The 21,604-nt window shown below is 75.7% G+C and carries 21 protein-coding genes and 1 pseudogene; 13 read left to right on the forward strand and 9 right to left on the reverse strand.

Translation table 11 applies throughout. From position 1 onward, the window contains the following. Positions 1-40 precede the first annotated feature (40 nt). The 8 genes from ACIA5A_RS13245 to ACIA5A_RS13280 all read left to right on the forward strand — a co-directional run bounded on the left by ACIA5A_RS13245 (position 41) and on the right by ACIA5A_RS13280 (position 11,492). Positions 41-2,278 (forward strand): ATP-binding protein, encoded by a 2,238-nt coding sequence (locus tag ACIA5A_RS13245; RefSeq protein WP_396760582.1) that lies wholly within the window; start codon positions 41-43, stop codon positions 2,276-2,278. 132 nt (positions 2,279-2,410) lie between these two features. Further along, positions 2,411-2,869, forward strand: a complete 459-nt coding sequence (locus tag ACIA5A_RS13250; RefSeq protein ID WP_396760585.1) for a peptidoglycan-binding protein — start codon at positions 2,411-2,413, stop codon at positions 2,867-2,869. A 141-nt stretch (positions 2,870-3,010) separates the two neighbouring features. Next, positions 3,011-6,196, forward strand: a complete 3,186-nt coding sequence (locus tag ACIA5A_RS13255; RefSeq protein ID WP_396760589.1) for an FtsX-like permease family protein — start codon at positions 3,011-3,013, stop codon at positions 6,194-6,196. Continuing rightward, positions 6,193-8,925 (forward strand): FtsX-like permease family protein, encoded by a 2,733-nt coding sequence (locus ACIA5A_RS13260; protein WP_396760592.1) that lies wholly within the window; start codon positions 6,193-6,195, stop codon positions 8,923-8,925. The genes ACIA5A_RS13255 and ACIA5A_RS13260 overlap by 4 nt, the downstream gene beginning before the upstream one ends. After that, positions 8,925-9,911 (forward strand): ABC transporter ATP-binding protein, encoded by a 987-nt coding sequence (locus ACIA5A_RS13265; RefSeq protein WP_396760595.1) that lies wholly within the window; start codon positions 8,925-8,927, stop codon positions 9,909-9,911. Before ACIA5A_RS13260 ends, ACIA5A_RS13265 begins: the two co-directional genes overlap by 1 nt. Beyond that, positions 9,911-10,624 carry an ABC transporter ATP-binding protein gene (locus tag ACIA5A_RS13270; RefSeq protein WP_396760598.1) on the forward strand — a complete coding sequence of 238 codons (714 nt, stop codon included), beginning with the start codon at positions 9,911-9,913 and terminating at the stop codon, positions 10,622-10,624. The genes ACIA5A_RS13265 and ACIA5A_RS13270 overlap by 1 nt, the downstream gene beginning before the upstream one ends. Positions 10,625-10,674: 50 nt before the next feature. Beyond that, positions 10,675-11,142 (forward strand): hypothetical protein, encoded by a 468-nt coding sequence (locus tag ACIA5A_RS13275; RefSeq protein WP_396760600.1) that lies wholly within the window; start codon positions 10,675-10,677, stop codon positions 11,140-11,142. Continuing rightward, positions 11,139-11,492 (forward strand): type II toxin-antitoxin system RelE/ParE family toxin, encoded by a 354-nt coding sequence (locus tag ACIA5A_RS13280; protein ID WP_396760602.1) that lies wholly within the window; start codon positions 11,139-11,141, stop codon positions 11,490-11,492. Before ACIA5A_RS13275 ends, ACIA5A_RS13280 begins: the two co-directional genes overlap by 4 nt. Here the strand turns inward: ACIA5A_RS13280 and ACIA5A_RS13285 are convergent, their stop codons facing one another. After that, positions 11,493-12,029: a hypothetical protein gene (locus tag ACIA5A_RS13285; protein WP_396760604.1), complete on the reverse strand. Its 537-nt coding sequence runs from the start codon at positions 12,027-12,029 to the stop codon at positions 11,493-11,495. 82 nt (positions 12,030-12,111) lie between these two features. Then, a complete protein-coding gene (locus ACIA5A_RS13290) occupies positions 12,112-12,564 on the reverse strand; it encodes a GNAT family N-acetyltransferase (protein ID WP_396760606.1) in 453 nt (150 codons plus the stop codon). Between the two features lie 51 nt (positions 12,565-12,615). Here ACIA5A_RS13290 and ACIA5A_RS13295 point away from each other — a divergent pair, with 51 nt between their 5' ends. Then, on the forward strand, positions 12,616-13,101 hold the full coding sequence (locus tag ACIA5A_RS13295) for a potassium channel family protein (RefSeq protein WP_396760609.1): 486 nt from the start codon (positions 12,616-12,618) through the stop codon (positions 13,099-13,101). A 161-nt stretch (positions 13,102-13,262) separates the two neighbouring features. Further along, positions 13,263-13,490 (forward strand): annotated as a pseudogene (locus ACIA5A_RS13300) (YncE family protein); the annotation flags it as partial. Positions 13,491-13,505: 15 nt separating this feature from the next. Here the strand turns inward: ACIA5A_RS13300 and ACIA5A_RS13305 are convergent. Next, entirely contained in the window at positions 13,506-15,053 is a 1,548-nt protein-coding gene (locus ACIA5A_RS13305; protein WP_396760674.1) for an alpha/beta hydrolase, read from the reverse strand. A 76-nt stretch (positions 15,054-15,129) separates the two neighbouring features. After that, positions 15,130-16,242, reverse strand: coding sequence for an ATP-dependent DNA ligase (locus ACIA5A_RS13310; RefSeq protein WP_396760612.1), 1,113 nt, complete (start codon positions 16,240-16,242; stop codon positions 15,130-15,132). A gap of 135 nt (positions 16,243-16,377) precedes the next feature. Here ACIA5A_RS13310 and ACIA5A_RS13315 point away from each other — a divergent pair, with 135 nt between their 5' ends. Both ACIA5A_RS13315 and ACIA5A_RS13320 read left to right on the forward strand, forming a co-directional pair. After that, complete coding sequence (locus ACIA5A_RS13315; protein ID WP_091070645.1) at positions 16,378-16,590, forward strand: hypothetical protein; 213 nt, start codon at positions 16,378-16,380, stop codon at positions 16,588-16,590. A gap of 85 nt (positions 16,591-16,675) precedes the next feature. Continuing rightward, entirely contained in the window at positions 16,676-17,098 is a 423-nt protein-coding gene (locus ACIA5A_RS13320; RefSeq protein ID WP_396760615.1) for an SRPBCC family protein, read from the forward strand. Here the strand turns inward: ACIA5A_RS13320 and ACIA5A_RS13325 are convergent. Continuing rightward, positions 17,073-17,561, reverse strand: coding sequence for a GNAT family N-acetyltransferase (locus ACIA5A_RS13325; protein ID WP_396760618.1), 489 nt, complete (start codon positions 17,559-17,561; stop codon positions 17,073-17,075). The genes ACIA5A_RS13320 and ACIA5A_RS13325 overlap by 26 nt on opposite strands. A 76-nt stretch (positions 17,562-17,637) precedes the next feature. On the opposite strand from ACIA5A_RS13325, the gene ACIA5A_RS13330 reads away from it, so the two are divergent. After that, positions 17,638-18,138, forward strand: coding sequence for a DUF1990 family protein (locus tag ACIA5A_RS13330; RefSeq protein ID WP_396760621.1), 501 nt, complete (start codon positions 17,638-17,640; stop codon positions 18,136-18,138). Between the two features lie 4 nt (positions 18,139-18,142). Here the strand turns inward: ACIA5A_RS13330 and ACIA5A_RS13335 are convergent, their stop codons facing one another. The 4 genes from ACIA5A_RS13335 to ACIA5A_RS13350 form a co-directional block, all read right to left on the reverse strand. Further along, positions 18,143-19,057, reverse strand: a complete 915-nt coding sequence (locus ACIA5A_RS13335; RefSeq protein WP_396760624.1) for a DNA-3-methyladenine glycosylase family protein — start codon at positions 19,055-19,057, stop codon at positions 18,143-18,145. A 175-nt stretch (positions 19,058-19,232) separates the two neighbouring features. After that, positions 19,233-19,889 (reverse strand): hypothetical protein, encoded by a 657-nt coding sequence (locus ACIA5A_RS13340; protein ID WP_396760627.1) that lies wholly within the window; start codon positions 19,887-19,889, stop codon positions 19,233-19,235. A 200-nt stretch (positions 19,890-20,089) separates the two neighbouring features. Then, the gene (locus ACIA5A_RS13345; RefSeq protein WP_396760629.1) at positions 20,090-20,869 is read right to left on the reverse strand and encodes an anti-sigma factor family protein; all 780 of its coding nucleotides are present in this window, start codon (positions 20,867-20,869) and stop codon (positions 20,090-20,092) included. Then, positions 20,866-21,567 (reverse strand): sigma-70 family RNA polymerase sigma factor, encoded by a 702-nt coding sequence (locus tag ACIA5A_RS13350; RefSeq protein WP_091070661.1) that lies wholly within the window; start codon positions 21,565-21,567, stop codon positions 20,866-20,868. Before ACIA5A_RS13350 ends, ACIA5A_RS13345 begins: the two co-directional genes overlap by 4 nt. Positions 21,568-21,604: the final 37 nt, after the last annotated feature.

Consider the following 21,604-nt stretch of genomic DNA (forward strand, 5'->3'; position numbering starts at 1 on the left):
CCGACTGCCCGCACCGACCGCCGTCGATACCGTCGACCGCGTGTTCGGAGAGGCCGTACGGGAGCTGCGCCGCCGCTGCGCGCTGACGCAGGAGGCCCTGGCCGAGAAGGCGGGGCTGTCGGTCCGGCACGTCCGGGACCTGGAGGCGGGTCGGATCGCGCGTCCCCGACCGGCGACGATGATGCTGCTGGCCGACGCTCTCGCGCTGCACGGGCCGGAACGGCAACGGTTCCTCACCGGATCCCCACCCTCGGCCGACGGCGGCGCCGTGCCGGCGCAACTGCCCGCCGACGGCTTCGGGTTCGCCGGCCGGGCCGACGCGCTGGCCCGACTCGACGAGATCCTGACCCGAGCGGCGGACCAGCCGACCGCGATGGGTCTCGCGGTCGTCTCCGGCACCGCCGGAGTGGGCAAGACCGCGCTCGCGGTGCACTGGGCGCACCGCGTCGCCGCGCGCTTCCCCGACGGTCAGCTCCACGTCAACCTGCGCGGCTTCGACCCCGCCGGCACGCCGGTGAGCCCGAGCACGGCGCTCGCCGGGTTCGTCAACGCGCTCGCCGGAGCGGGCGAGCGCCCGCCCGCCGACCCGGAGGAGCAGATCGCCCGCTACCGCAGCCTGCTCAACGGCCGGCGGGTGCTCGTCGTCCTGGACAACGCCGGCGACGCCGAGCAGGTACGCCCGCTGCTGCCGGGCGCGCCCGGCTGCTTCGTCCTGGTCACCAGCCGGGCCCAGCTCCTGGGCCTGGTCAGCGTCAACGGCGCCGAGCCGGTCACCCTGGACGTCATGTCGGCGGCCGAGTCCCGCGACCTGCTCCGCCGACGCCTCGGCGCGTCACGGGTGACCGCCGAGCCCGACGCCGTCGACGCCATCGTCCTCGCCGCCGCCGGGCTGCCCCTGGCGCTGTCCGTCGTCGCCGCCCGCGCCGCCGTCCACCCCGGCTTCCGCCTGGCCGACCTGGCGGCGGAACTCCGCCCCGTCGCCGGACGGCTGGACGCCTTCGACGGCGGCGAGCCCGTCACCGACCTGCGGCGGGTCATGTCCTGGTCCTACCGGACCCTCGACCCGGACACCGCCCGGCTGTTTCGGCTGCTGAGCGTCCATCCGGGGCCGGACCTCACCCTGCCGGCGGCGGCCAGCCTCGCCGGGATCGCGCCCGCCCCGGCCCGCCGCCACCTGGCCGCGCTGACCCGGGCGCACCTGCTCACCGAGCACCGTCCCGGCCGGTTCGCCTGCCACGACCTGCTCCGCGCGTACGCCGGCGAGCTGACGGCGGCCGAGGACGACGAGGCCGAGCGGCACGCGGCCCGGACCCGGCTGCTCGACCACTACCTGTCCGTGGCGTACGCCGCCGACGAACTGGTCTACCCGCAGCGCGACCGGCTGCCGATCGACCCGCCCGGCCCCGGCGTCGCGCCGGTGCCGCTGGCCGACCGGGACCAGGCCACGTGGTGGTTCACCGAGGAACGGCCGGTGCTGCTCTCGGTCCTGGCGGCGGCGAGCGCCCACGGCTTCGACCGGCACACCTGCCACCTCGCCTGGGCCGTCACCACCTTTCTCAACCAGCGCGGCTACTGGGAGGACTGGACCGGCAGCCTGCGGGCCGCGTTGTCGGCGGCCGAGCGGCTGGGCGACGACCGGCTGGAGGCGTACGCCCACGGGGTGCTCGGCTTCGCCGGCATCTCGCGGGAGCGGTACGCCGACGCGCGGCGCCACCTGGAGTCGGCGTACGACAGGTACCGGCGGCTGGGCGACGTCGCCGGGCAGGCCCGGGTCGAACTCAACCTGGGGTGGATCCACGACCGGACCGGCCGGCCCGAGCGGGCGCTCGCCCACGCCCGGGAGGCGCTGCGCCTGCACCGGCAGGCCGGACACGTCACCGGCCAGGCCTTCGCGCTCAACGCGGTCGGCTGGTCCCACGCCCAACTCGGGGAGCACCACGCCGCGATCGAGAGCTGCCGGCAGGCCCTGGCGCTGTTCGAGTCCGCCGACAACGTGCTCGGCCAGGCCATCACCTGGGCCAGCCTCGGCCACGCCCACCTGCGGCTCGACGCGTTCGCCGACGCGGTCGGCTGCTACCGGCACGCCGTCCGGTTGCGTCGCGAGATCGGCCACCGGCGGTTGGAGGCGGACGCGCTGGTGGACCTCGGCGACGCGTACCTCGCCGCCGGCGACGCCGCGTCGGCCCGCCGGGTGTGGCGGCAGGCGCGGGACATCCTCGCCTCGCTCACGGAGGCCGGCACCGACGCCGTCGACGCCAAACTCGCCGCGCTGCGCTAGGCGGCGCGGAAGTGCCGGTCAATCTCCGGTCCGGCTCCTGTCCGGGCCCGGCGGCGGACGAAACCATTGTGGAGCAAGCCGCGTGCCGCAGCGTCGCGCGCGCGACCCTCACCCAGACCAGGGGGTTCTCCCATGCTCCGACGTCTCGTCCGCCTCGGCCTCGCGGCCGCGCTCACCGCCACGACCGCGGGCGGCGTGGTCGCCGTCTCCGCGCCCGCCCAGGCCGCCCTGCCGCACTGCAACGGCGCCGGCGTCTACACCTCGACCTGGTCCGGCGCCCGCGGCGCCACGGCCTGGATCCCGGCGTACGTCAGCAGCACCATCAACTTCAACTGCCTGCTGATCCGCGGCGACCACAGCTCCGGCGTCGGTGAGCTGCAGCGGACGTTGCAGGGCATCTACGGCCGGTACCTCGGCCCCAACGGAGTCGACAACGACTTCGGCGGCTACACCCAGAGCGCGTTGCGCAGCGTCCAGTCCGACCTCGGCATCTCCGCCGACGGCGAGTACGGGCCGCAGACCCGCGACCACCTGTGCTGGCGGTGGACCGGCAGCGACAACTCCTGCATCTGGCTCAACAACAACCACTGACCCGTCCCGCCCTCCGCCCCGTTGGACGGGGGCGGGGCGGAGGCGGGGTGGGATAACGATCATGTAACGGGCGCGAACCTTTTGCCAACGCTGACGAGTCTTCCTGGTCATCGGCTCACCGGGGCCAGGAGAGGACGTCGGATGAAGCTGGTGTGGAGGCGGGCGGTCGAGGCCCGTGGGCTGCTGCTCGCCGCCGCGGTCGCGGCGCTCGTCGCGGTCGGGCTGGTCACCGGGCTCTCCGACTACAACCGGCGGGCGGTCGAGGCGGGCGCCCGGGCGGTGCTCGACGCCGCCCCGGCGGAGGAGCGCAGCCTGCTGGTCAGCGGCTCCGGTGGCGCCGACGCCGACGCCTTCGCCGAGCGGGACCGGGCGGTCCGGGCACAGTTCGCCAGGGGTCTGGGCGGCACGCCGGTCGCCGTGACCGCCGCCCGTTACGGCACCGGTCGGGAGCTGACCGGCGACGTGGGCGCCGCCCGCACCGACGACGATCCGATGTTCGCCAACCTGGCCACGCTCGACGACCTGCCGGCGCGCGCCGAGCTGACGGCCGGGACGTGGCCCACCGCCGGCGCCGAGCCGTTGCAGGTGACCGTGCCGGAGAAGGTCGCGGCGCGGCTCGGCCTGGAGGTCGGGGAGCGGGTGCCGTTGTTCGACCGGGCCGCGGAGCGCGGCGGCGTGGTGACGATCGCCGGCACGTGGCGGCCCCGCGACGCCTCCGACGCGTACTGGCGGCTCGCGCCGGGTGTCGGCGACAGCCAGGGCGACGCGGCGAGCACGTCGTACGGGCCGTTCGCGCTGGACCAGGCGGACTTCGCGCGTACCTTCCCGGGGTCGGTCTCGGCGGCCTGGCTTGTCGATCCGGACCTGGTCGGCGTCGAGCCGGCCGCGCTGCCGGCGGTCACCGCCGCGCTTGCCGACGTCACCGACCGGCTGCCCGAGGCGACCGGCCTGGATTCCTCGGCGCAGCAGGTCACCCATCTGGACCGGTTGGTCGACAGGCTCGGGCGGGCCGACCTGGTGGGCCGCTCGGCCCTGCTCACCCCGCTGCTGCTGATCGTGGTGCTCGGCGGGTACGCGCTGGTGCTGGTCGCCGCGTTGCTCAACGAGGACCGGCGGGGGCAGACCGCGCTGCTGCGTGCCCGGGGCGCCGCGCGCGGCCAGCTCGCCGGGCTGGCCGTACGCGAGGCGACGCTCGTGGTGGCCCCGGCCGTGCTGCTGGCTCCGCCGCTGACCGGGCAGGCGGTGCGTCACCTCGGCGCGGACCTCGGGTTGACCGACGGCGGTGCCGCCCGGGTCTGGCTGGTCGCGGTCGGCGCCGCCGTCGGCTGCCTGCTCGCCATGGTGCTGCCGGCGCTGCGGCGGGCCGGCACCTACGTCGCCGACATGGCGGCCCGGTCCCGCCCCACCCGGGGCGCGGCGGTGCAACGCGCCAGCGTCGACCTGGCCCTGGTGGCGCTGGCCGTGCTCGCCTGGACCCAACTGCGGCAGTACTCGTCGCCGCTGGCCGGCGCGAACGGCAGCCTCGGCATCGACCCGCTGCTCGCCGCCGCGCCGACCATCGGCGTGCTGGCCGGCGCGGTGATCGCGTTGCGGCTGCTGCCACCGACCACCCGGTTGGCCGAGCGTTTCGTCGACCGGCGGCCGTGGAACGCCACCATGTTCGGCGTGTGGCAGGCCGGCCGTCGTCCGCACGCCGGTCCGGTGCTGCTGCTCGCGCTCGCCGTCGGCGGCAGCACGCTGGCCTGGTCGCTGGTGGCCTCCTGGGAGCGGTCGCAGCGCGACCAGGCGTGGCACACGGTCGGCACCGACCTGCGGCTGACCGAGCGCGACGGCACCGCCCCGGACGACCGGGCCGCCGGGCTGGCCGCCACGCCGGGGCTGGACCGGGTGCTGCCGGCCTGGCGGGACGACCTGCGGCTGGGCCGGGAGTCGCGGCCGGCGACCGCGGTCGCCCTCGACGCCGCCGCCGCGCGCGGCATGATCAGGCTCGACGACGCCGAGGGCGGGACGTCCACCGCCGGCCTGCTGGACCGCCTGGTCGGCGCGCGGAGCGCACCCGCCGGTGGCGTCCTGCCGACCGGGGCGCGGACCCTCGCCGGCACCGTCCGCACCCCGGTCGAGACCACGCTCACGCCGCCGACGGTGACCGTGAGCGCGCTGTTCACCACGGACTCCGGGGTGGCCTGGCGGCTGCGGCTGACCGAGGCCGGCGGGGACGGCCGCCCGGTGCGGTTCTCCGCCACGCTGCCGGACAGCGGCGGGGCGCCGCTGCGGCTGGCCGGTTTCGAGGCCGACGGCGGCGACATCATCGGCTCCTCCTACCGGCTGATCCTGGACGGCCTGCGGCTCACCGACGCCGGCGGCGCCGCGCTGCCGCTGCCGGTCGACGGCGCCTGGCGGGTGATCGACCCGGCGAACGGGCCGCGCGGCGCCGCGCGAGTCACCCCGACCGGAGTGGACGTGGAGCGACGGTTCGACGTCCCGGAGGGGCTGCTGCAGTACGCGAGCACGCCCCCGTCGCGGTTCGTCGTGGTGCCGCGCGGGGACGCCCCGCCGGTGCCGGTGCTGATCACGCCCGGGGTGGCCGCCGCGCTGAGCGTCGGCACCGGGGACACCTTCACGCTGCCGCTGGCCGAGGTGACGCTGAAGGTGACGGTGGTCGGCCGGGTCGCCGCGGTGCCCGGCACCGAGGGTGACGGCGTGCTCGTCGACCTGCCCGCCGCCACCAACCAGGTGCTCCAGCAGCGCGGCGGTGTCCGGCCGACTGCCGAGTGGTGGCTGCGGACCGGGCCGGGCGGGCACGCCACCGCCGTGCAGGCGCTGGCCGGGGTGGACGGCACCGTGCTGCACGACCGGCAGCGGGTGGCCGAGGAGGCCGCCCGGGACCCGTACTGGCGGGGCGCCCGCACCGGTCTGCTCGCCGCCGCGCTCGGTTCCGTGCTGCTCGCCCTGGTCGGCCTCGCCGTCGACGTCTGGGCCACCACCCGGCGCCGACTCACCGAGTTCGCCGTGTTCCACACGCTCGGCGCGACGACCCGGCTGCTGGGCCGCGCCTACCTCGCCGAGCAGACGTTCCTGGCCGCGATCGGCGTCGGCGTCGGGCTGCTCGTCGGCGCCGTGGTCGCGGCGACCATGGTGCCCCTGGTGATCCTCACCCCGGCGGCCGGCCGGCCGGTGCCCGAGGCGGTCTTCGTCGTGCCCTGGTCACCTGTCGGGGCGACCGCCGTCGGGCTGCTGCTCGCCGCGCTCGCCTTCGCCGCCGTCATCACCACCGGGATCCGTCAGCGGGTCTCGGCCGTGCAGCTCCGCATGGGGGGAGAGCAATGACGCTGCTGGGGGCCGCCGGCCGGGTCCGGGCGTACGGGGGGCAGTTCCTGCTGCTCGCCGTCCTGACCGTGGTGACCGCGCTGCTGATCACCGGGGTGCCGCGGGTCGCCGACCGGCTCACCGGTCAGGGGCTGCGGGAGTACGTCGCGAACCAGCCGGCCGTCCGGCGTGACCTGACGTACGCCCAGGCGCCGACCACGTTCGCGACCACGCAGCAGCCCGTCGTGGCCGCCCAGTCGGGTCAGCTCGACACGATCTCCGAGCGGATGCCGGGCGCGGTGCGGGAGGCGATCGGGCAGCGCTGGTACGCCGCCGACACCACCCCGGGCCGGCTGCGCGGCCCGACGCTCTCCGCCGACAAGGGTTTGATCGACCTGGTCCTGCGGACCGGCGACGGCCTGCGTGAGGCGGCCACCCTGACCGGCGGGCGGTGGCCGGAACGCGGCGTCACCGCCTCCGGCGCGGTCGAGGTGGCGCTCGCCGCCACCATCGCGGAGAACCTGGGCGTCGCCCCCGGCGACCGGTTCAGCCTGCTGATGCTGGACCCGACCGACCCGACCGGCCGACCGCTGAAGTCCCGTCCGGTCGAACTGGTCGGCGTGTGGCGGCCGAACGACCCGCGCGACGGGGTGTGGGACGGGCTGCCGTCGATGCTGCGGCTCACCCCGCCGGAGGGCGACGGCGACCCGTTCGTCGCGGTCGCCTACACCGCCGACGCCGGGGTGGACGCCGCCGTCGCGGTCGGCTGGCCGGTGAGCTTCACCTGGCGCTACCGGATCGCACCGGAGCGACTCGACCCGGGCCGGCTCGACGCGCTGATCGCCGGCCTCGACGGGCTGGACCGGGTCCGACCCGCCTCGGTCCGGCTGACCCAGGGCGTGGACATCGCGCTGCGGCGCTTCGCCGACGCGTACGCCGCCGCCCGCACGCTGCTCGCGGTGATCGCCGCCGGGCTGCTCGCCACGCTGGCCGGGTTGTCCCTGCTGGCCGCCCGGCTGGCCGCGCGTCGCCGGCGCGCGGAGTTCCACCTGATCCGGGCGCGTGGCGGCTCGACGGGCGCGCTGCTGCGCCGGGGCCTGGCCGAGTCGGCGCTGGTGCTGCCGGCCGCGGCCGGGATCGGCTGGCTGCTCGGCGGCCTGCTGCCCGGCACCGGGACGTCGGCGCCGTGGGTGGTGCTGGCCGCGCTGCTGGTCACCGCGGTTCCGCCGCTGGCGGCGCTCGCGGTCGGGCGGGGCGCCGCCGGCCGCGCCGACCTCGGCGGCCGGTCGCCGGCGGTCCGGCTCACCGTCGAGGTGGTGGTGCTCGGGGTGGCCGTGCTCGGAGCGTTCCTGCTGCGCCGGCGCGGGCTCGTCGCCGGATCGGTGGATCCGCTGCTGGTGTCGGTGCCGGTGCTGCTGGCGGTGGCCGCGGCGTTGCTGGCGCTGCGCGCGTACCCGTGGCCGTTGCGGCTGCTCAGTCGCGCCACGGTCCGGGCGCGGGGCAGCGTCGCGTTCCTCGGCACCGCCCGCGCGGGCCGGGCGGCCAGCACCGGGCCGCTGGTCGTGGTGGTGCTGGCGGTGGCCACGGCCGCGTTCTGCGGGGTGGTGGCGACCGGCATCGAGGCCGGTCGGGACACCGCCGCGGCGCGCGCGGTGCCCGGCGACGTGCTGGTCGGCGGCGAGCGGTTCGCGCCGGACACCGCCGACCGGTTGGCCGCGCTGCCCGGCGTGCGCGCGGTGGCGCCGCTGCTGACCGTGGCGGCGGAGCGCCCGTACGCCGACCGGGTGGGTCGGCCGACCCCGATCCGGGAGCTGCGGGTGCTGCTCGTCGACGCGGCCGGCTTCGCCGAGGTGGCCCGCCGCGCCGGCGTACCGGCGAGCGTGCCGGATGCGCTGCTGGCCGGCGGCGACGGCACCACCCCGCTGCCGGCGGTGGTCTCCCCGACGGTCGCCGGGGAACTGGCCGACGCGGGCCTCGCCGACGCGCGGGGCCGCCGTCCCGCCTGGCTGGACGTGCAGGGCAACCGGCTGCCGGTGCGGGTCGCCGCCACGGTCGACGGGTTCGCGCTCGTCGACCGCGACGTCGAGAGGTTCGTGGTGCTGCCCTGGCCGGCGCTGCCGGCCGACGCCGCGCACCCGCTCGCCCCGACCGGCTTCGTGCTGGCCGGGCCCGGCGTCGACACGGCCGAGGTGAACCGGGTGGCGGTCGACGGTCAGCGCCGCTATCTGCGGATCGGCACGGTGGACACCGGGGACAAGGCGCGCGCGCCGGAGGTGACCAGCCGGTCCGAGGTCCGCGCCGAGCTGGGCGGCAGCGGGGTGAACGGGCTGCTGGTCTTCGGGTTCGCGCTCGGCGCCGGTGGCGGGGCGGTGCTCGGCCTGCTCGGGCTGGCGTTCGCGGTGCTCGCCGGGGCCCGCTCCCGGGGTCAGGTGCTGTCCCGGCTGCGCACCATGGGCCTGTCCCGCCGGCAGTGGCGCGGGCTGCTGCTGGTCGAGCTGACCCCGCTGGTGCTGGTGTCGGTGCTCACCGGCGCGGTGGTCGGCGCGTTGCTGCCGCTGCTGCTCACCCCGGTGCTCGGCCTGCCCGCATTCACCGGCGGGGTGGGCGTGCGTCCCCGTTTCGAACCCGGCCTGGTGGCCGGGGTGTCGGCCCTGGCCCTGCTGGCCCTCGGCTTCGCGATCACCGTGGAGGCCGTGAACAACCGCCGGATGCGCCTCGGTGAGGTGCTGCGGCTCGGAGAGGAGAGCTGATGACCGCGACCGCGGAGGCTGCGCCGGACCTGGCCGCCCTGCAACGACGTGCCGCCGAGCGCGCCGCCGAACGGGCCGGCGGCCGGGACCGGCTGCGCGGGCACATCGTCTGCGACGGCCTGGTGCGCATCTTCAAGACCGAGGGCGTCGAGGTGGTCGCCCTGCAGGGCCTCGACCTGGTGATCGACCGGGGCGAGCTGGTCGCCATCGTGGGCGCCTCCGGCTCGGGCAAGTCCACCCTGCTCAACATCCTGTCCGGGTTGGACACGCCGACCGCCGGCATCGCCCGGGTCGCCGAGTACGACCTGCTCGCCCTGTCGCACCGGAAGCGGTTGGCCTACCGGCGGGAGATGGTCGGCTTCATCTGGCAGCAGACCGGCCGCAACCTGCTGCCGTACCTGAGCGCGGTGGAGAACGTCGAGCTGCCGATGAGGCTGGCCGGCCGGGGTGGCGGCCGGCGGGAGCGGCGGGAGCGGGCGCGGCGCCTGCTCGACATGGTCGGGGTCGGCTACTGCGCGGACCGGCGACCGGGCCAGATGAGCGGCGGCGAGCAGCAGCGGTGCGCGGTGGCCGTGGCGGTGGCCAACGACCCGGAGATCCTCTTCGCCGACGAGCCGACCGGCGAGCTGGACGAGGCGACCGGCGCGGAGGTCTTCGCCGCGCTGCGCACCATCAACGCCGAGCTGGGCGTGACCATCGTGGTGGTCACCCACGACCACGCCGTGGCCGGCCAGGTCCGCCGGACCGTCGCCATCCGCGACGGCCGGACCGCCTCGGAGGTACGCCGGACCGCGCGGACCACCGCCGACGGCGGCACCGAGCTGGTCAGCGAGGAGTACGCGGTGCTCGACCGCACCGGCCGGATGCAGTTGCCGGCGCCGTTCGTGGAGGCGTTGTCGCTGCGGGACCGGGTCCGGCTCGACCTGGAACCCGACCACGTCGCGGTGCGCCCCGGCGACCGGGCGCACGCCGAGGAGGGTGAGTGATGACCGAGCGGGCCGTGACGCCGCCGACCACGACCGTCGAGGACGTGGTGCGGGTCGAGGGGGTGAGCCGCACCTTCGGCCGGGGGGAGCACGCCGTGCACGCCGTGCGGGACGTCTCCTTCACCGCCGGCCGCGGTGAGCTGGTAGCGGTCCGCGGCCGGTCCGGCGCCGGCAAGACCACGCTGCTGAACCTGGTCGGCGGCCTGGACCGGCCGGACGCCGGGCGGATCCGGGTGGCCGGGCACGACGTGACCGCGGCGGGGGAGCGGGAGCTGCTGTCGCTGCGCCGGGGCACCGTCGGCTTCGTCTTCCAGACGTTCGGCCTGGTCCCGATCCTGTCCGCGGCGGAGAACGTCGGTGTTCCGCTGCGGCTGGCGAAGGTGCCGGCGGCGGAGCGGGAACAGCGGGTCGCGGTGCTGCTGGAGCTGGTCGGGTTGGGCGCGCACGCCGCGCAGCGCCCGTACGAGCTGTCGGGCGGGCAGCAGCAGCGGGTGGCGGTGGCCCGGGCGCTGGCGAACGAGCCGGACCTGCTGATCGCCGACGAGCCGACCGGGCAGCTCGACTCGGAGACCGGCCGCTCGATCATGGGCCTGCTCCGCGCGGTGGTGCACGCCCGGGGGATGACCGCCCTGGTCGCGACGCACGATCCGGCGCTCATCGAGTTGGCCGACCGCACCCTGGTCCTGCGGGACGGTCAGTTGGTGACCGACTGAGCCTGGGTGTTCGTCGCACAGTGCGCTACTTCTGAAGTAGTGTTGATGTCATGTCCATGCCGTTGGAGTCCGTGCCGTTCTCCGAGTTGCTGCGTCAGCCGGCGGAAACCACCGAGCGGCTGTCCCGGGCGCGCGCGCTGCGGTTGCGCCGCCGGGACGCCGCCGACCTGGTGCTGATGTCCGCCGACCGCGCGGCAGCCGAGGGCGAGGTGGTGGATCTGACCGCGCGGCTGCTGGCGTCCCTGGTCCGCCGGGACCCCGGGCTGGTCCGCGACGCGCTGCCGACGGTGCTGCCCTGGGTCCGGTTCCTTCCGGCGGTGGACGCCGAGCAGATGGCCGACGAGTTCGTCACCACGGCGGAGGCTGCCGCCGCGGTGGGCAACACCGCCGCGTTGTCGCAGCTGCTCGCCGAGTGGCGGCACACCGCCGAGATCCACGCCGACCCCGACCTGCTCCGGATCCTGGTGGCGCCCAGCGACGACGACTTCGGGCCGGTCACGCGCCCGGCCGGCGAGTGAGCGCGAAACGCGGTGACCGGGCCGCCCCACCGCCCCGCCCTGGCGGCTACACCATCCGGTTCGCCACCAACGACGCGGCCAAGGGCTGGGAGGAGTTGTGTCGCCAGGCGGCAGCCAACACCCGCGCCGCATTCGACGCCATGGAGACCGACCCCTGCCCCATGCCGCCGACCATCCGCCAGCATCCCCTCAAGGGTTCCCTGGCCGTCGGCGTGCACAACCGGCAGGCGCTGCCGCAGTGGCAGTATGAGGTCACCGCCGGAGGTCGTGTCTGGTACCTGGTCGACAATGACAGGCGCATCTGCTGGATCAGGCATGCCGGCACCGGGCACCCCCGACTCACCGACTAGCTAGAGGGTGCCCGAGCGGCGGCGGTGGTAGGCCCAGGTGACCGCGAGCAGCAGCGGACCCCAGAGCAGCAGCGGGGCGTAGCAGGCCACCAGGAGCGCGAAGCCGCCGCCCGGCAGTCCCAGGTCGTTGCCGTCGACAAGCACGCCCCAGCTCGCGTACCCCCAGATCAGGGTGAGTGCGACGGCGCCGGCGGTGGCGGCGGTGATCGCGAACGACGGCGGCACCCGCCGGCCGCCGACCAGCGGGAGCCGGCGGGGGAACACCTCGCCCCACGGGCGGACCAGGCCCAGCGCGAGCAGCGCCAGCCCCTCCGAGACCAGGCTGAGCGCGACGATGTAGACGCTCTCGCCGAACCCGGGCCGGATCCGCTCGCCGGCCACCACGGCGCCGATCGGCAGCCCGGCGACGAGCGCGATCCGCCACAGGCCGGAGGGGAGCACGACGAGCGGGATCAGGTGGGCGGCGCGGACCGTCCACGGGCGCGGCGGGCGGTCGTCGTGCGGGTGGACGGGCGGGGACGGCGTGGCGGCGGGCATCGGGCCTCCTCGGCGGTGGATGCCCCCAGCCTGGTCGGCGGCCCCGCGCCCGCCCTCACCCACCAGGGGGATCCGGTTCCCGCTACAGCGCCAGTTTCATCCCCTCGTGGCTGGCCACGAAGCCCAGGTCGCGGTAGAACCGGTGCGCGTCGGCGCGCTTCTTGTCGGTGGTGAGCTGCACCAGCGTGCAGCCGCGCGCGCGGGCCTGGTCGATCGCCCAGCGCATCATCGCCCCGCCGAGCCCGCGACCGCGCCGGTCGGAGCGGACCCGCACCGACTCGATCAGCGACCGCTCGGCGCCGTGCCGGCCCAGCCCGGGGATGTAGGTGATCTGGAAGCAGCCGACCACTTCGCCGCCGTCGTCCGCGACGATCATCAGGTTGCGCGGGTCGGCGTCGAGGTCGGCGAACGCCCGCTCGTACGCCTCGTCGACCTGGGGCAGGTCGCGGGTGCGGCCGAGCACGTCGTCGGCGAGCAGGGCGAGCACGGCGGGCAGGTCGGCCCGGACGGCCTCCCGGAAGATCACGTCGGTCACCCGGCCAGCGTCGCACAGCGACGGGTGGCGATGACCGTGCAGCATGACGCCATGGAACTTCTGCTGCTGCCGTTCCGCTGGATCTACCGGGGGCTGGTCTGGTTCGCCAACTCACCCCGGACACTGATCACCTCGTACCTGTTGATGATCGTGGTGGCCGGCGTGCTCTACAGCCACGCCGAGCACAAGGGGGCAGCGGACTCGGTCTGGTGGGCGGTGGTGACCGCCTCCACGGTCGGCTACGGCGACATCTCCCCGACCACGTTGGCCGGGCGGTTCCTCGCCGCGCTGCTCATCTCCACCATGGTGCTGCTGGTGATCCCGCTGATCACCGCGCATTTCGCCAGCCGGCTGATCGTCGACGACGACGCGTTCGAGCACGCCGAACAGGAGGAGCTGAAGGCCGACATCCGGCGGCTGCGGGCGCTCGTCGAGGAGATGGCCGCCCGGCAGGGCGTGGTGCTGCCCGAGCCGCCGGCCCGCCCGACGCCCGAGGCGGCCCCCGGCGACCGCCGGGTCAGGCGCCGCCGCCGGTGACCTCGCGCGCCGGGCAGCCGTCCAGCCAGCTCCGCAGCGCCCACCACCAGTGCACGGTCTCCGGCACCGTGCACCGCCCCCGTCCTCGACAGGGGGTCCGCCGGTCACCTCCCGGAGCCGGCGCATCCGGTAGCGCACGGTGTTCGGGTGCACGTGCAGGGCGGGCCACCCTGCGCGAGGGCACGCTGGTGCCGGCCAGCAAGCCCTACTGGGCCACGGTCAGCGGGGACGGGCGGGACTGCGTCATCTCCGAGTCCGGCGCGGACCAGGTCACCGCGATCAGCTTCGCCACCGGCCAGAAGGTCGCCAGCGTTCCGGTCGGCGATCACCCGCAGCGGGTCCGCATCGGGCACCTGCCCGAGGGCTGGACGCCGCCGGCCGCCGGCTGACCGCACGCCGCACCGTCACCGGGCGGGGCAGCGCAGCCCCTCCCGGGGGACGGTGAGCGAGATCAGGTACGCGTCGACGGCCGCCGTCACGCACCGGGTCTGCGGATAGGCGGTGTGCCCCTCGCCCTCCCAGGTCAGCACGCGGCCGACGCCCAGCATCGAGGCCAGCGCGGCGGTCTGCTCGTAGGGCGTGGCCGGGTCACCTGTGGTGCCGACCACCAGGATCGGCGGCGCGCCGGCCGCCCGCCCGGTCGGGTAGGGATCTCGCCCGCCCGGCCACTCCACGCAGCCGAGCATCCCCACCGCCAGCGCCGGGCCGAACAGCGGATATTTCTGCCGCCACTGCGACTGCAACGAGCGGACCTGCTCCCGGGTCGGCTTCTCCGACTCGTCGGCGCAGTTGACCGCCAGGTTGGCGTCGAACAGGTTGGAGTAGTGCCCGTCGTCCTCACGGCCGGCGTACGCGTCGGCGAGCTTGAACACGCCCGCCGGGTCACCGCCCTGCAACTCGTCGATCGCCCGGGCCAGCTCCTGCCAGCCCTGCTCGGTGTAGAGCGAGGAGATCACCGCGTAGAAGACCCAGCCGGCGGTGGCCTCCCGGCCGCCCGCCCCCCGCACCGGTGCGGCGTTGGCCTTGTCGATCGCGGCGGTGACCGCGCCCCGCGCGTCCGGCGCGATCGGGCAGCGCCCGGCGTTCGCCGCACACCACCTGGCGAAGTTGTCGAACGCCCGCTCGAAGCCCTTGGCCTGGCTCTCCGAGCCGGCGATCAACTGCTGCCTCGGGTCGACCGCGCCGTCGAGCACCAGCGCCCGCACCCGCTGGGGGTAGAGCTGGGCGTAGGTGGCGCCCAGCAGCGTGCCGTAGGAGTAGCCGAGGTAGGTCAGCTTCTCGTCGCCGACCGCCGCGCGCACCGCGTCCATGTCCCGGGCGGCCTGCTCGGTGCCGTAGAGCGGAAGCTGGTCGCCGTACTTCGCGCCGCACCGCTCGCCGATGCGCCGGTTGAGGTCGACGAAGCCGTCGAAGGACGCCTGGCTCTCCGGGTCGGGGTCGTAGCCGAAGCTGGCGTCCAGGTCGGCGTCGGGGATGCACCTGACCGGGCTGGACCGGGCCACCCCGCGCGGGTCGAAGCCGACGATGTCGAACCGGTCGGTGATCGCGGTCGGCAGGCCGCCGAACGCCGGGCCGAAGGAGAGGTAGACCGCGGTGTCCACGCCGGACGCGCCCGGGCCGCCCGGGTTGACCACCAGCGACCCGATCCGGTCCCGCTGCTTGGTGGACCGCGCCCGGATCAGCGCGATCTCGAACGTCTCGCCGGTGCCCGGCCCGGTGGTCGCGCCGGTGGTCGCCCCGGCGCCCCAGTTGCGCGGCACCAGGATCCGGGCGCAGTCGTAACGCATGTCGGCCGCGCCCCGGCCGACCAGCTCGTCGGGCACCTCCGGGCAGGACCGCCAGGTGGGCGCGCTGCCCGGCGGGGCCGCCTCGCCCTCGCTCTCGGCACGCGGGGCGAACGCCGGCAGCGTGCAACCGGCGGTGAGCACCACCGCCGCGACGAACGCGGCCAGCGTGGGCCGGACCCGGCGGGGCCGGTCGGGGAAGCCTGTCACGTGGGCGCCTTCCATGATCGGGTCGACCGCCAGGCTACGCCCGGCCGCCGGTGTCGCTCACCGTCGCCGCCGGATCCCCGCGCAGCACCTCGTCCACGTCGAAGCGGACCGGTCGGTCGAGCTGGCCGTAGTCGCACGAGCGGGGGTCGCGGTCGGGGCGCCACCGCAGGAACCGGGCGGTGTGCCGCAGCCGGTCGCCCTCCATCGCGTCGTAGGCCACCTCGACCACCAGCTCCGGGCGCAGCGGCTCCCACTCCAGGTTCTTGCCGCCGGTCCACCGGCTGACCCCGCCCGGGATGCGCTGGCCCCGCTCGTGGTCGCCGTGCACCCACGGGTGGTCGCCGCCGACCTCGCGGTAGGGCTTCAACTCGTCGAGCAGCTCCTTGCGGCGGGCCATGGTGAACGAGGAGCTGACGCCGATGTGGTGCAGCAACCCGTCGTCGCCGTAGAGGCCGAGCAGCAGCGAGCCGACCACCGGGCCGGACTTGTGCCAGCGGAAGCCGGCCACCACCGCGTCCGCCGTGCGGGCGTGCTTGACCTTAAACATCAGCCGCTTGCCCGGCTCGTAGGGCAGGTCGGCCGGCTTGACGATGAGCCCGTCCAGGCCGGCGCCCTCGAACACCTCGAACCAGCGCCGGGCCGTCTCCGGGTCGGTGGTCACCTGGGTCACGTGCACCGGGGGCCGGACCCCGGCCAGGGCCCGCTCCAGCCGCTCCCGGCGTTGCGGGTAGGGCCGGTCGATGAGCAGCTCGTCGTCGACGGCGAGCAGGTCGAACGCGACGAAGTCGGCGGGCGTGGTCTCGGCCAGCAGCTTCACCCGCGAGGCGGCCGGATGGATGCGCTGGGCCAGCAGCTCGAAGTCGAGCCGCGGCTGCCCGCCCGGACCGTCCCGGCGGATCACGATCAGCTCGCCGTCGACCGCGCAGCGGGGCGGGAGCTGGCGGCGCGCCTGCTCCACCACCTCGGGGAAGTAGCGGGTCATCGACTTGCCGCCCCGGCTGGCCAGCTCGACCTCGTCGCCGTCGCGGAAGACGATGCACCGGAAGCCGTCCCACTTGGGCTCGTAGGTCAGGCCGGGATCGGTGGGGAGTTGGGCCACGCTCTTGGCCAGCATCGGCTCGACCGGCGGGTTGATCGGCAGGTCCACGGCGACCAGTCAACCAGACCCCACCGACGGTGGTGAGCCAGATCACCGCCCGGCCCGGGTGGCGTGCCCCGTCCCGGCCCCCTTCGTCACCGCCGACCGGATGGCGGAACCGCAGGTCAGAGCTACCGTCGCGGCGTGCCGGAGTGGAGCTGCGGATGCTGCGGACGCTGGCGGGTCAGCGTGGAACTGGTGCGCGGGCGGTACCGCTACCGGCTGGCGCACCGCTATCCGCCGGAGCACGGCGGCGGCGCGAACGTGGTCGGCGAGGCGGGTTCGGTCGCCGAGCTGGAGCGCCTGCTCCGGCGGTACGCCCCGGTCGGCCTGGCCGATCTCCACGAGGCCGCCTGACTCCCCACCCCGCCCATGGCTCGGGGCGGCGGGGGATGCGGGGCGGGCCTAGGCTGAGGCGGGGCTGCTTCGGGGGAGGGACGCCATGCGGTTCGTGGAGGTCGTCGAGATCGCCGCCGACGTCGAGCGGGTCTGGGCGGTGCAGACCGACGTGGAACGCTGGCCGGAGTGGACGCCCTCGGTCACCGCCGCCCGCCGGCTGGAGCCCGGGCCGCTGGTCCTCGGCTCGACCGCCCGGCTCACCCAGCCCCGCCTGCGCCCCGCCGTGTGGCGGGTCACCGAGATCGAGCCGCCGCACGCCTTCGTCTGGGAGTCCGCCGCCCCCGGCGTGCGCAGCCGGGGCGAGCACCGGCTGGTCCCGCTGGACGACGGGCGCACCCGCGCCGAGCTGGCGCTGACCCAGACCGGCCCGCTGGCCGGGCTGGTCGGGCTGGTCGGCGGCGCCACCATGCGCCGCTACCTCCGGCAGGAGGCGGACGGGCTCAGGCGTCGCTGCGAGCGGGGCTGACCTTCTCCAGCACCGCCAACCGGTTGCCGTTCTCGTCGTCCCGGTGCGCCACCACCCGGTAGCCGCGCCGGGCGTACAGGCCCAGGTTGTCGGCGCTGTCGGCGCCGGTGAACAGCGCGAACCGCGCCACCCGGCCGGCGCAGGCCCGCTCCACCGCGCTGAGCAGCCGCCCACCGATGCCGTGCCCCTGCTGGTCCGGGGCGACCGAGAGCCGGCCCACGTGGGCGGTGTCGCCGTCGAGGCGGGCCCGCACCGAGCCGACCAGGCGGGCGCCGCGCCGGGCGGCGAGCACCACGGCCGGGCCGGCCAGCGCCGCCCGGACCTCGTCCAGCGTCTCGGTCAGCGGGGGCAGGAACAGGTCCCGGTAGCGTTGCGCCTCCACCAGGTATGCCGCGCGCTGCACGGTGAGGATCTCACCGGCGTCCGAGGCGACGGCGGGGGCGATGGTCACGTCGTCGGTCACCGGCTCAGCTCAGCACATCCGCCGCGGGCGGTCGTACCCTGGCGGGAGTGTTCCCACGCGACGAGAGGTGGCCGACGTGGCCGAGCTGACGTACCCGGAGGTGGGCGCGACCCGCGACGGCGGCCTGCCGGCCGGTTACCACCACCTGCGCCACCGGGTCCGGCTGCCCGACGGCGGCTTCCCGGTCGCGGCGGACGCGGTGCTCGGCTGGCGGCTGCACCGCGCCGCCGGGGTGGTGATGCGCGCCGACGCGCCGCGCGCCGCCCCCGGGGTGCGGGTCACGCCGGGGCTCGGCGTCGGGCCGGCGCGGCTGTGGGGCCCGACCGAGGTGGTCTGGGCGGTCGACGAGCCGGACCGGGCCGGCTTCGGCTACGGCACGCTGCCCGGGCACCCGGAGATCGGCGAGGAGGCGTTCCTGGTCACCCGCGGTCCGGACGGGACCTTCTTCGAGGTGGCCGCGTTCAGCCGGCCGGCGCACTGGTACGTGCGGGCCGCCGGGCCGGTCACCCGGGGCTTCCAGTTGGCCTACGCCTGGTGGCTGGGGCGCACGCTGCGTCGGCTCTGCGCCGTCCGCTGACCGGTCAGTAGCGGGCGAAGGAGCGGATCGGGGCGCGTGGCCCGTACTTCGGGGCCTGGATGCCGGCGGCCTCCAGCAACACGCACACCCGCCCCCGGTGACCGGCGAACGGCTCCAGCAGCGCCAGCATCCGGGCGTCGTCACCGCGCGGCTCCCCGGCCAGCGCCCAGGCCACCGTGTTCGGCACGTGGTAGTCGCCGACGCTCACCGCGTCCGGGTCCCCGTAGGCGATCCGGACCACCTCGGCGGCGGTCCACGGCCCGATGCCGGCGATCGTGGTGAGCCGGCGGGTCGCCTCGGCCGCGTCCGCGCAGCGTTCCAGCCGGTCCGCCACGGCGGCCGCGCGGCGCAGCGTGTCCGCCCGGCGCTGCTCCACCCCGAACGGGTGGAACACCCAGTACGGCGTGGCCGCCACCGCGGCCGGCTCCGGCGGCAGCAGCAGCGGCTGCAACGGGCCCGGCGCCGGCTCCCGGAAGTGCCGGACGGTCGCCGCGTACGCCCGGTAGGCCTCCTTGCCGGTGACCTTCTGCTCGAAGACGGCCCGCAGCAGCCGGGGGAAGACCTGGCCGGTGGCGGGCATCCGCAGCCCGTGGTGCTGGTGCGCCAGTCGGGCCACCAGCGGGTGCGCGGCGGCCAGCGCGGCGAACCCGGTCAGGTCGTCGCGCAGCCCGGCCACCCCGTCGGCGCGCTCGACCACCCACGCCGCGCCCGGCCCGTAGCCCTCGGCGACCAGCTCGCCGGCCTCCGGGCGCAGCGCCAGCGTGGCCGGGCCGTCCGGGGTGCGGGTGGCCCACCAGAAGCTGCCGGCGGCGATCCGCGCGCACGGGTCGTACGGGCTGAACGTCAACGCCCGCACCGAGGCGGCGAGGCGGTAGCCGGCCGGAGGGCGCAGCGTCCGGCGGGCGGCGGGCGAGGTCACCCCGCCACTCTGCCACGGCCGGCCGCCGTGACGGCGGACACCGCCGCACGCTGCGAGCGTGCGACGGTGTCCGTGCCGGGAGGCGGGGCGATGCCGGTACCCCCCGCCTCCCGGGTCCACGACGGTGACCGGCCGCGCCCTCCCCGGCGGCGACCGGTCACCGTGTCCGGTGCGGTCAGTACGAGTAGTCCGAGCCGCCACCCGAGCTGCCCGAGTCACCCGACGCCGGCGGGGCGACCGCCTTCGGGGTGCCCGTCGGCAGGCAGGTCAGGTTCTTCTTGCCGTTCGGGTCGACGACGAACCACGTGCCGCCGACGCCCTGGCCCTTCCACTGGCCCGGCTTCTTGTCGCCGATGTAGCGGTAGACCGGCCAGTCGCCGATGGTGATCTGGCGGGTGCCGTCCTGGCGGGTGACCGTGCCGACCTTGTCGTCGGAGACGCCCTGCAACTGCGGGTTGCCGTCGGTGAGCGCCGGCGGCCAGACCTCGGCGCACTTGTCCACGCAGTTGGACTGCGCCGGGTTCGACGAGTCCTTGTCGAACCGGTACAGCACCCAGCCGTCCTGGTCGGTGACGACCTTGCCCATCCGGGGCAGCTTCTTGCCGACCAGTTCGTCGGTGAGTTTCACGTCCGACGGGGGCGCCTTGTCGGCGGCCGGCGCCTCCGGCGAGGCCGACGCCTCCGGTTCGGCGGCCGCGGTGGGCTCGGCCGCGGCGACGGCGACCGGCTCCGCCGCGCCCGAGTTCGCCCCGTTGTAGCCCGCGGGGGCGCAGGCCGTAAGTGCGACCATCGCGCTCGCGACGATGACGGTCGTCCGCATGTGGTGTGCCACGTGCCCTCCTCGTTCTTGGCAGTTCGCCGGGTAGTACGGGCGGCGACGCTGTCAAGGTTGAACAGAGAAGGGTGGTCCATTTCACAGTGGACTCGTTGAACCGTTCCGGACCACCGCGCGTGCGGCACTCCGAGGGACCGTCCGGGAACGACGCGACGGCGCCGGGCGGTGGAACCGCCCGGCGCCGTCGGCGCGGTGGATCAGAGGTCGGCGACCGTCACCAGCGGGCTCGCCACCCCGTTGACGTCCACCGACTGCACCTGGACCTTCGCGATGTCGCCGAGCGGGGCCGAGGTGGACGCGGTCAGCTCCAACCCGAGCGGGTTCTGGTTGGTGCCGTAGCCGCTGCCCGGCACCGACCACGTGCCGACCACCTCGCTGGTGGCGTTCTTGCGCACCACCAGCAGCCGGCAGGTGCGCGGACCCGGCAGCCGGTTCAGTTGCAGGCTGATCTGGGTGCCGTACTCCTTCTTCGCCAGCCACATCGTGGTCTTCACGCCGGTGCCCGCGTCGGTGGCGTTGTGCTGCTCGCCCTCCTGCTCGTTCCCGCCGATGTTCGGGTCGTTCGGATCGGCGGGCGCGCTGCTCGGCGCCGCGGTCGGCACGCTCTGCGTCGGCTCCGCCTGCGGCGTCGCCGGCCCGTCGTCGCCGAGGAACCCGGCCGCCGCCCCGCTCAGGCCGCCGAACACCACCACTGCCGCCGCGGTGGCCAGCAACTGCCGCACCCGGGTCCGCCGGCGGTCCCGCCGCACCGACACCAGCGTCCGGTCCAGCAGCGCCGGATCGGTGTGCGTCTGCTCCAGCGCGGCCATCGACTCGCCGTCGATGTCGGCGAGCATCCCCACCACCGGCACCATCGTCTCCAGCTCCGCCGCACACGCCCAGCAGGTGGCCAGGTGCTCCTCGAACCGCTCGGCGTCCTGGGCGTCCAGCACGCCGAGCGCATACGCGGCGACGTCCATGTGGTCGGCCCGGCTCATTCCGTCACCCCCCTCTCCTGCAGAGCGGTGCGCAGCGCGCGCAGCGCGTAGTAGACCCGGGACTTGGCGGTGCCGAGCGGAAGGCCCAGCTCCTCCGCCGCCTCGGGGACGGTCCGACCGCGGAAGTACGTCGCCACCAGGATCTCCCGGTGCGACTGGCTCAGCGTACGCAGCGCGTCGGCCACGGTCATCGTGCGCAGCACCCGGTCGGTGCTGTCCGACTCGGCGAACGCGGTCAGGTCCCGGTCGTACGTCTCCGCCGGGCGGGCCTGCTCGCTGCGATGCTCGTCGATGGCGATCCGCCGGGCCACCGTGACCAGCCACGGCCGCAGCGAGCCCTGCCCCGGCCCGCCGAGGCGGTGCGCGTTGCGCCAGGCCCGCAGCAGCGTCTCCTGCACGATGTCCTCGGCGCGCTGCCGGTCCCCACCGGTCAACCGCATCACGAACATCAGCAGCGGGCCGGCGTGCTCGGCGTAGAGCAGGCGGATCAGCTGATCCGAGTGACTGGCCTCGGCGGAGGTCGCCTGGTGACGTCCGGGGGCGGGTCGCGGCGGCGGCACCGGGTCATTCTGGCGATCGGCGGGTCGCGCGTCGACCCCCCGGGTCGAGCGCGACGCGCGCGAGTGCGGCTGTGCCCGGGCGAACATCCACTCGGGCCTCGCCACCTCGCCGTGCCAGCCGGCCGCCACCGCATGCATGCAGACCTCCGGTGTCCAATGACATCAGCCGGCCCCC

Origin of the sequence: Micromonospora sp. NPDC051300 (assembly GCF_044455315.1) — a bacterium.
In the GTDB taxonomy this organism is placed as follows: Bacteria; Actinomycetota; Actinomycetes; order Mycobacteriales; family Micromonosporaceae; genus Micromonospora; species Micromonospora robiginosa.

Coding starts and splice junctions, on each gene's coding strand:
- ACIA5A_RS13250 (WP_396760585.1), top strand. CDS start 2,411: ATGCTCCGACGTCTCGTCCGCCTCGGCCTCGCGGCCGCGCTCACCGCC.
- ACIA5A_RS13255 (WP_396760589.1), top strand. CDS start 3,011: ATGAAGCTGGTGTGGAGGCGGGCGGTCGAGGCCCGTGGGCTGCTGCTC.
- ACIA5A_RS13260 (WP_396760592.1), top strand. CDS start 6,193: ATGACGCTGCTGGGGGCCGCCGGCCGGGTCCGGGCGTACGGGGGGCAG.
- ACIA5A_RS13265 (WP_396760595.1), top strand. CDS start 8,925: ATGACCGCGACCGCGGAGGCTGCGCCGGACCTGGCCGCCCTGCAACGA.
- ACIA5A_RS13270 (WP_396760598.1), top strand. CDS start 9,911: ATGACCGAGCGGGCCGTGACGCCGCCGACCACGACCGTCGAGGACGTG.
- ACIA5A_RS13275 (WP_396760600.1), top strand. CDS start 10,675: ATGTCCATGCCGTTGGAGTCCGTGCCGTTCTCCGAGTTGCTGCGTCAG.
- ACIA5A_RS13285 (WP_396760604.1), bottom strand. CDS start 12,029: ATGCCCGCCGCCACGCCGTCCCCGCCCGTCCACCCGCACGACGACCGC.
- ACIA5A_RS13295 (WP_396760609.1), top strand. CDS start 12,616: ATGGAACTTCTGCTGCTGCCGTTCCGCTGGATCTACCGGGGGCTGGTC.
- ACIA5A_RS13320 (WP_396760615.1), top strand. CDS start 16,676: ATGCGGTTCGTGGAGGTCGTCGAGATCGCCGCCGACGTCGAGCGGGTC.
- ACIA5A_RS13345 (WP_396760629.1), bottom strand. CDS start 20,869: ATGAGCCGGGCCGACCACATGGACGTCGCCGCGTATGCGCTCGGCGTG.
- ACIA5A_RS13350 (WP_091070661.1), bottom strand. CDS start 21,567: ATGCATGCGGTGGCGGCCGGCTGGCACGGCGAGGTGGCGAGGCCCGAG.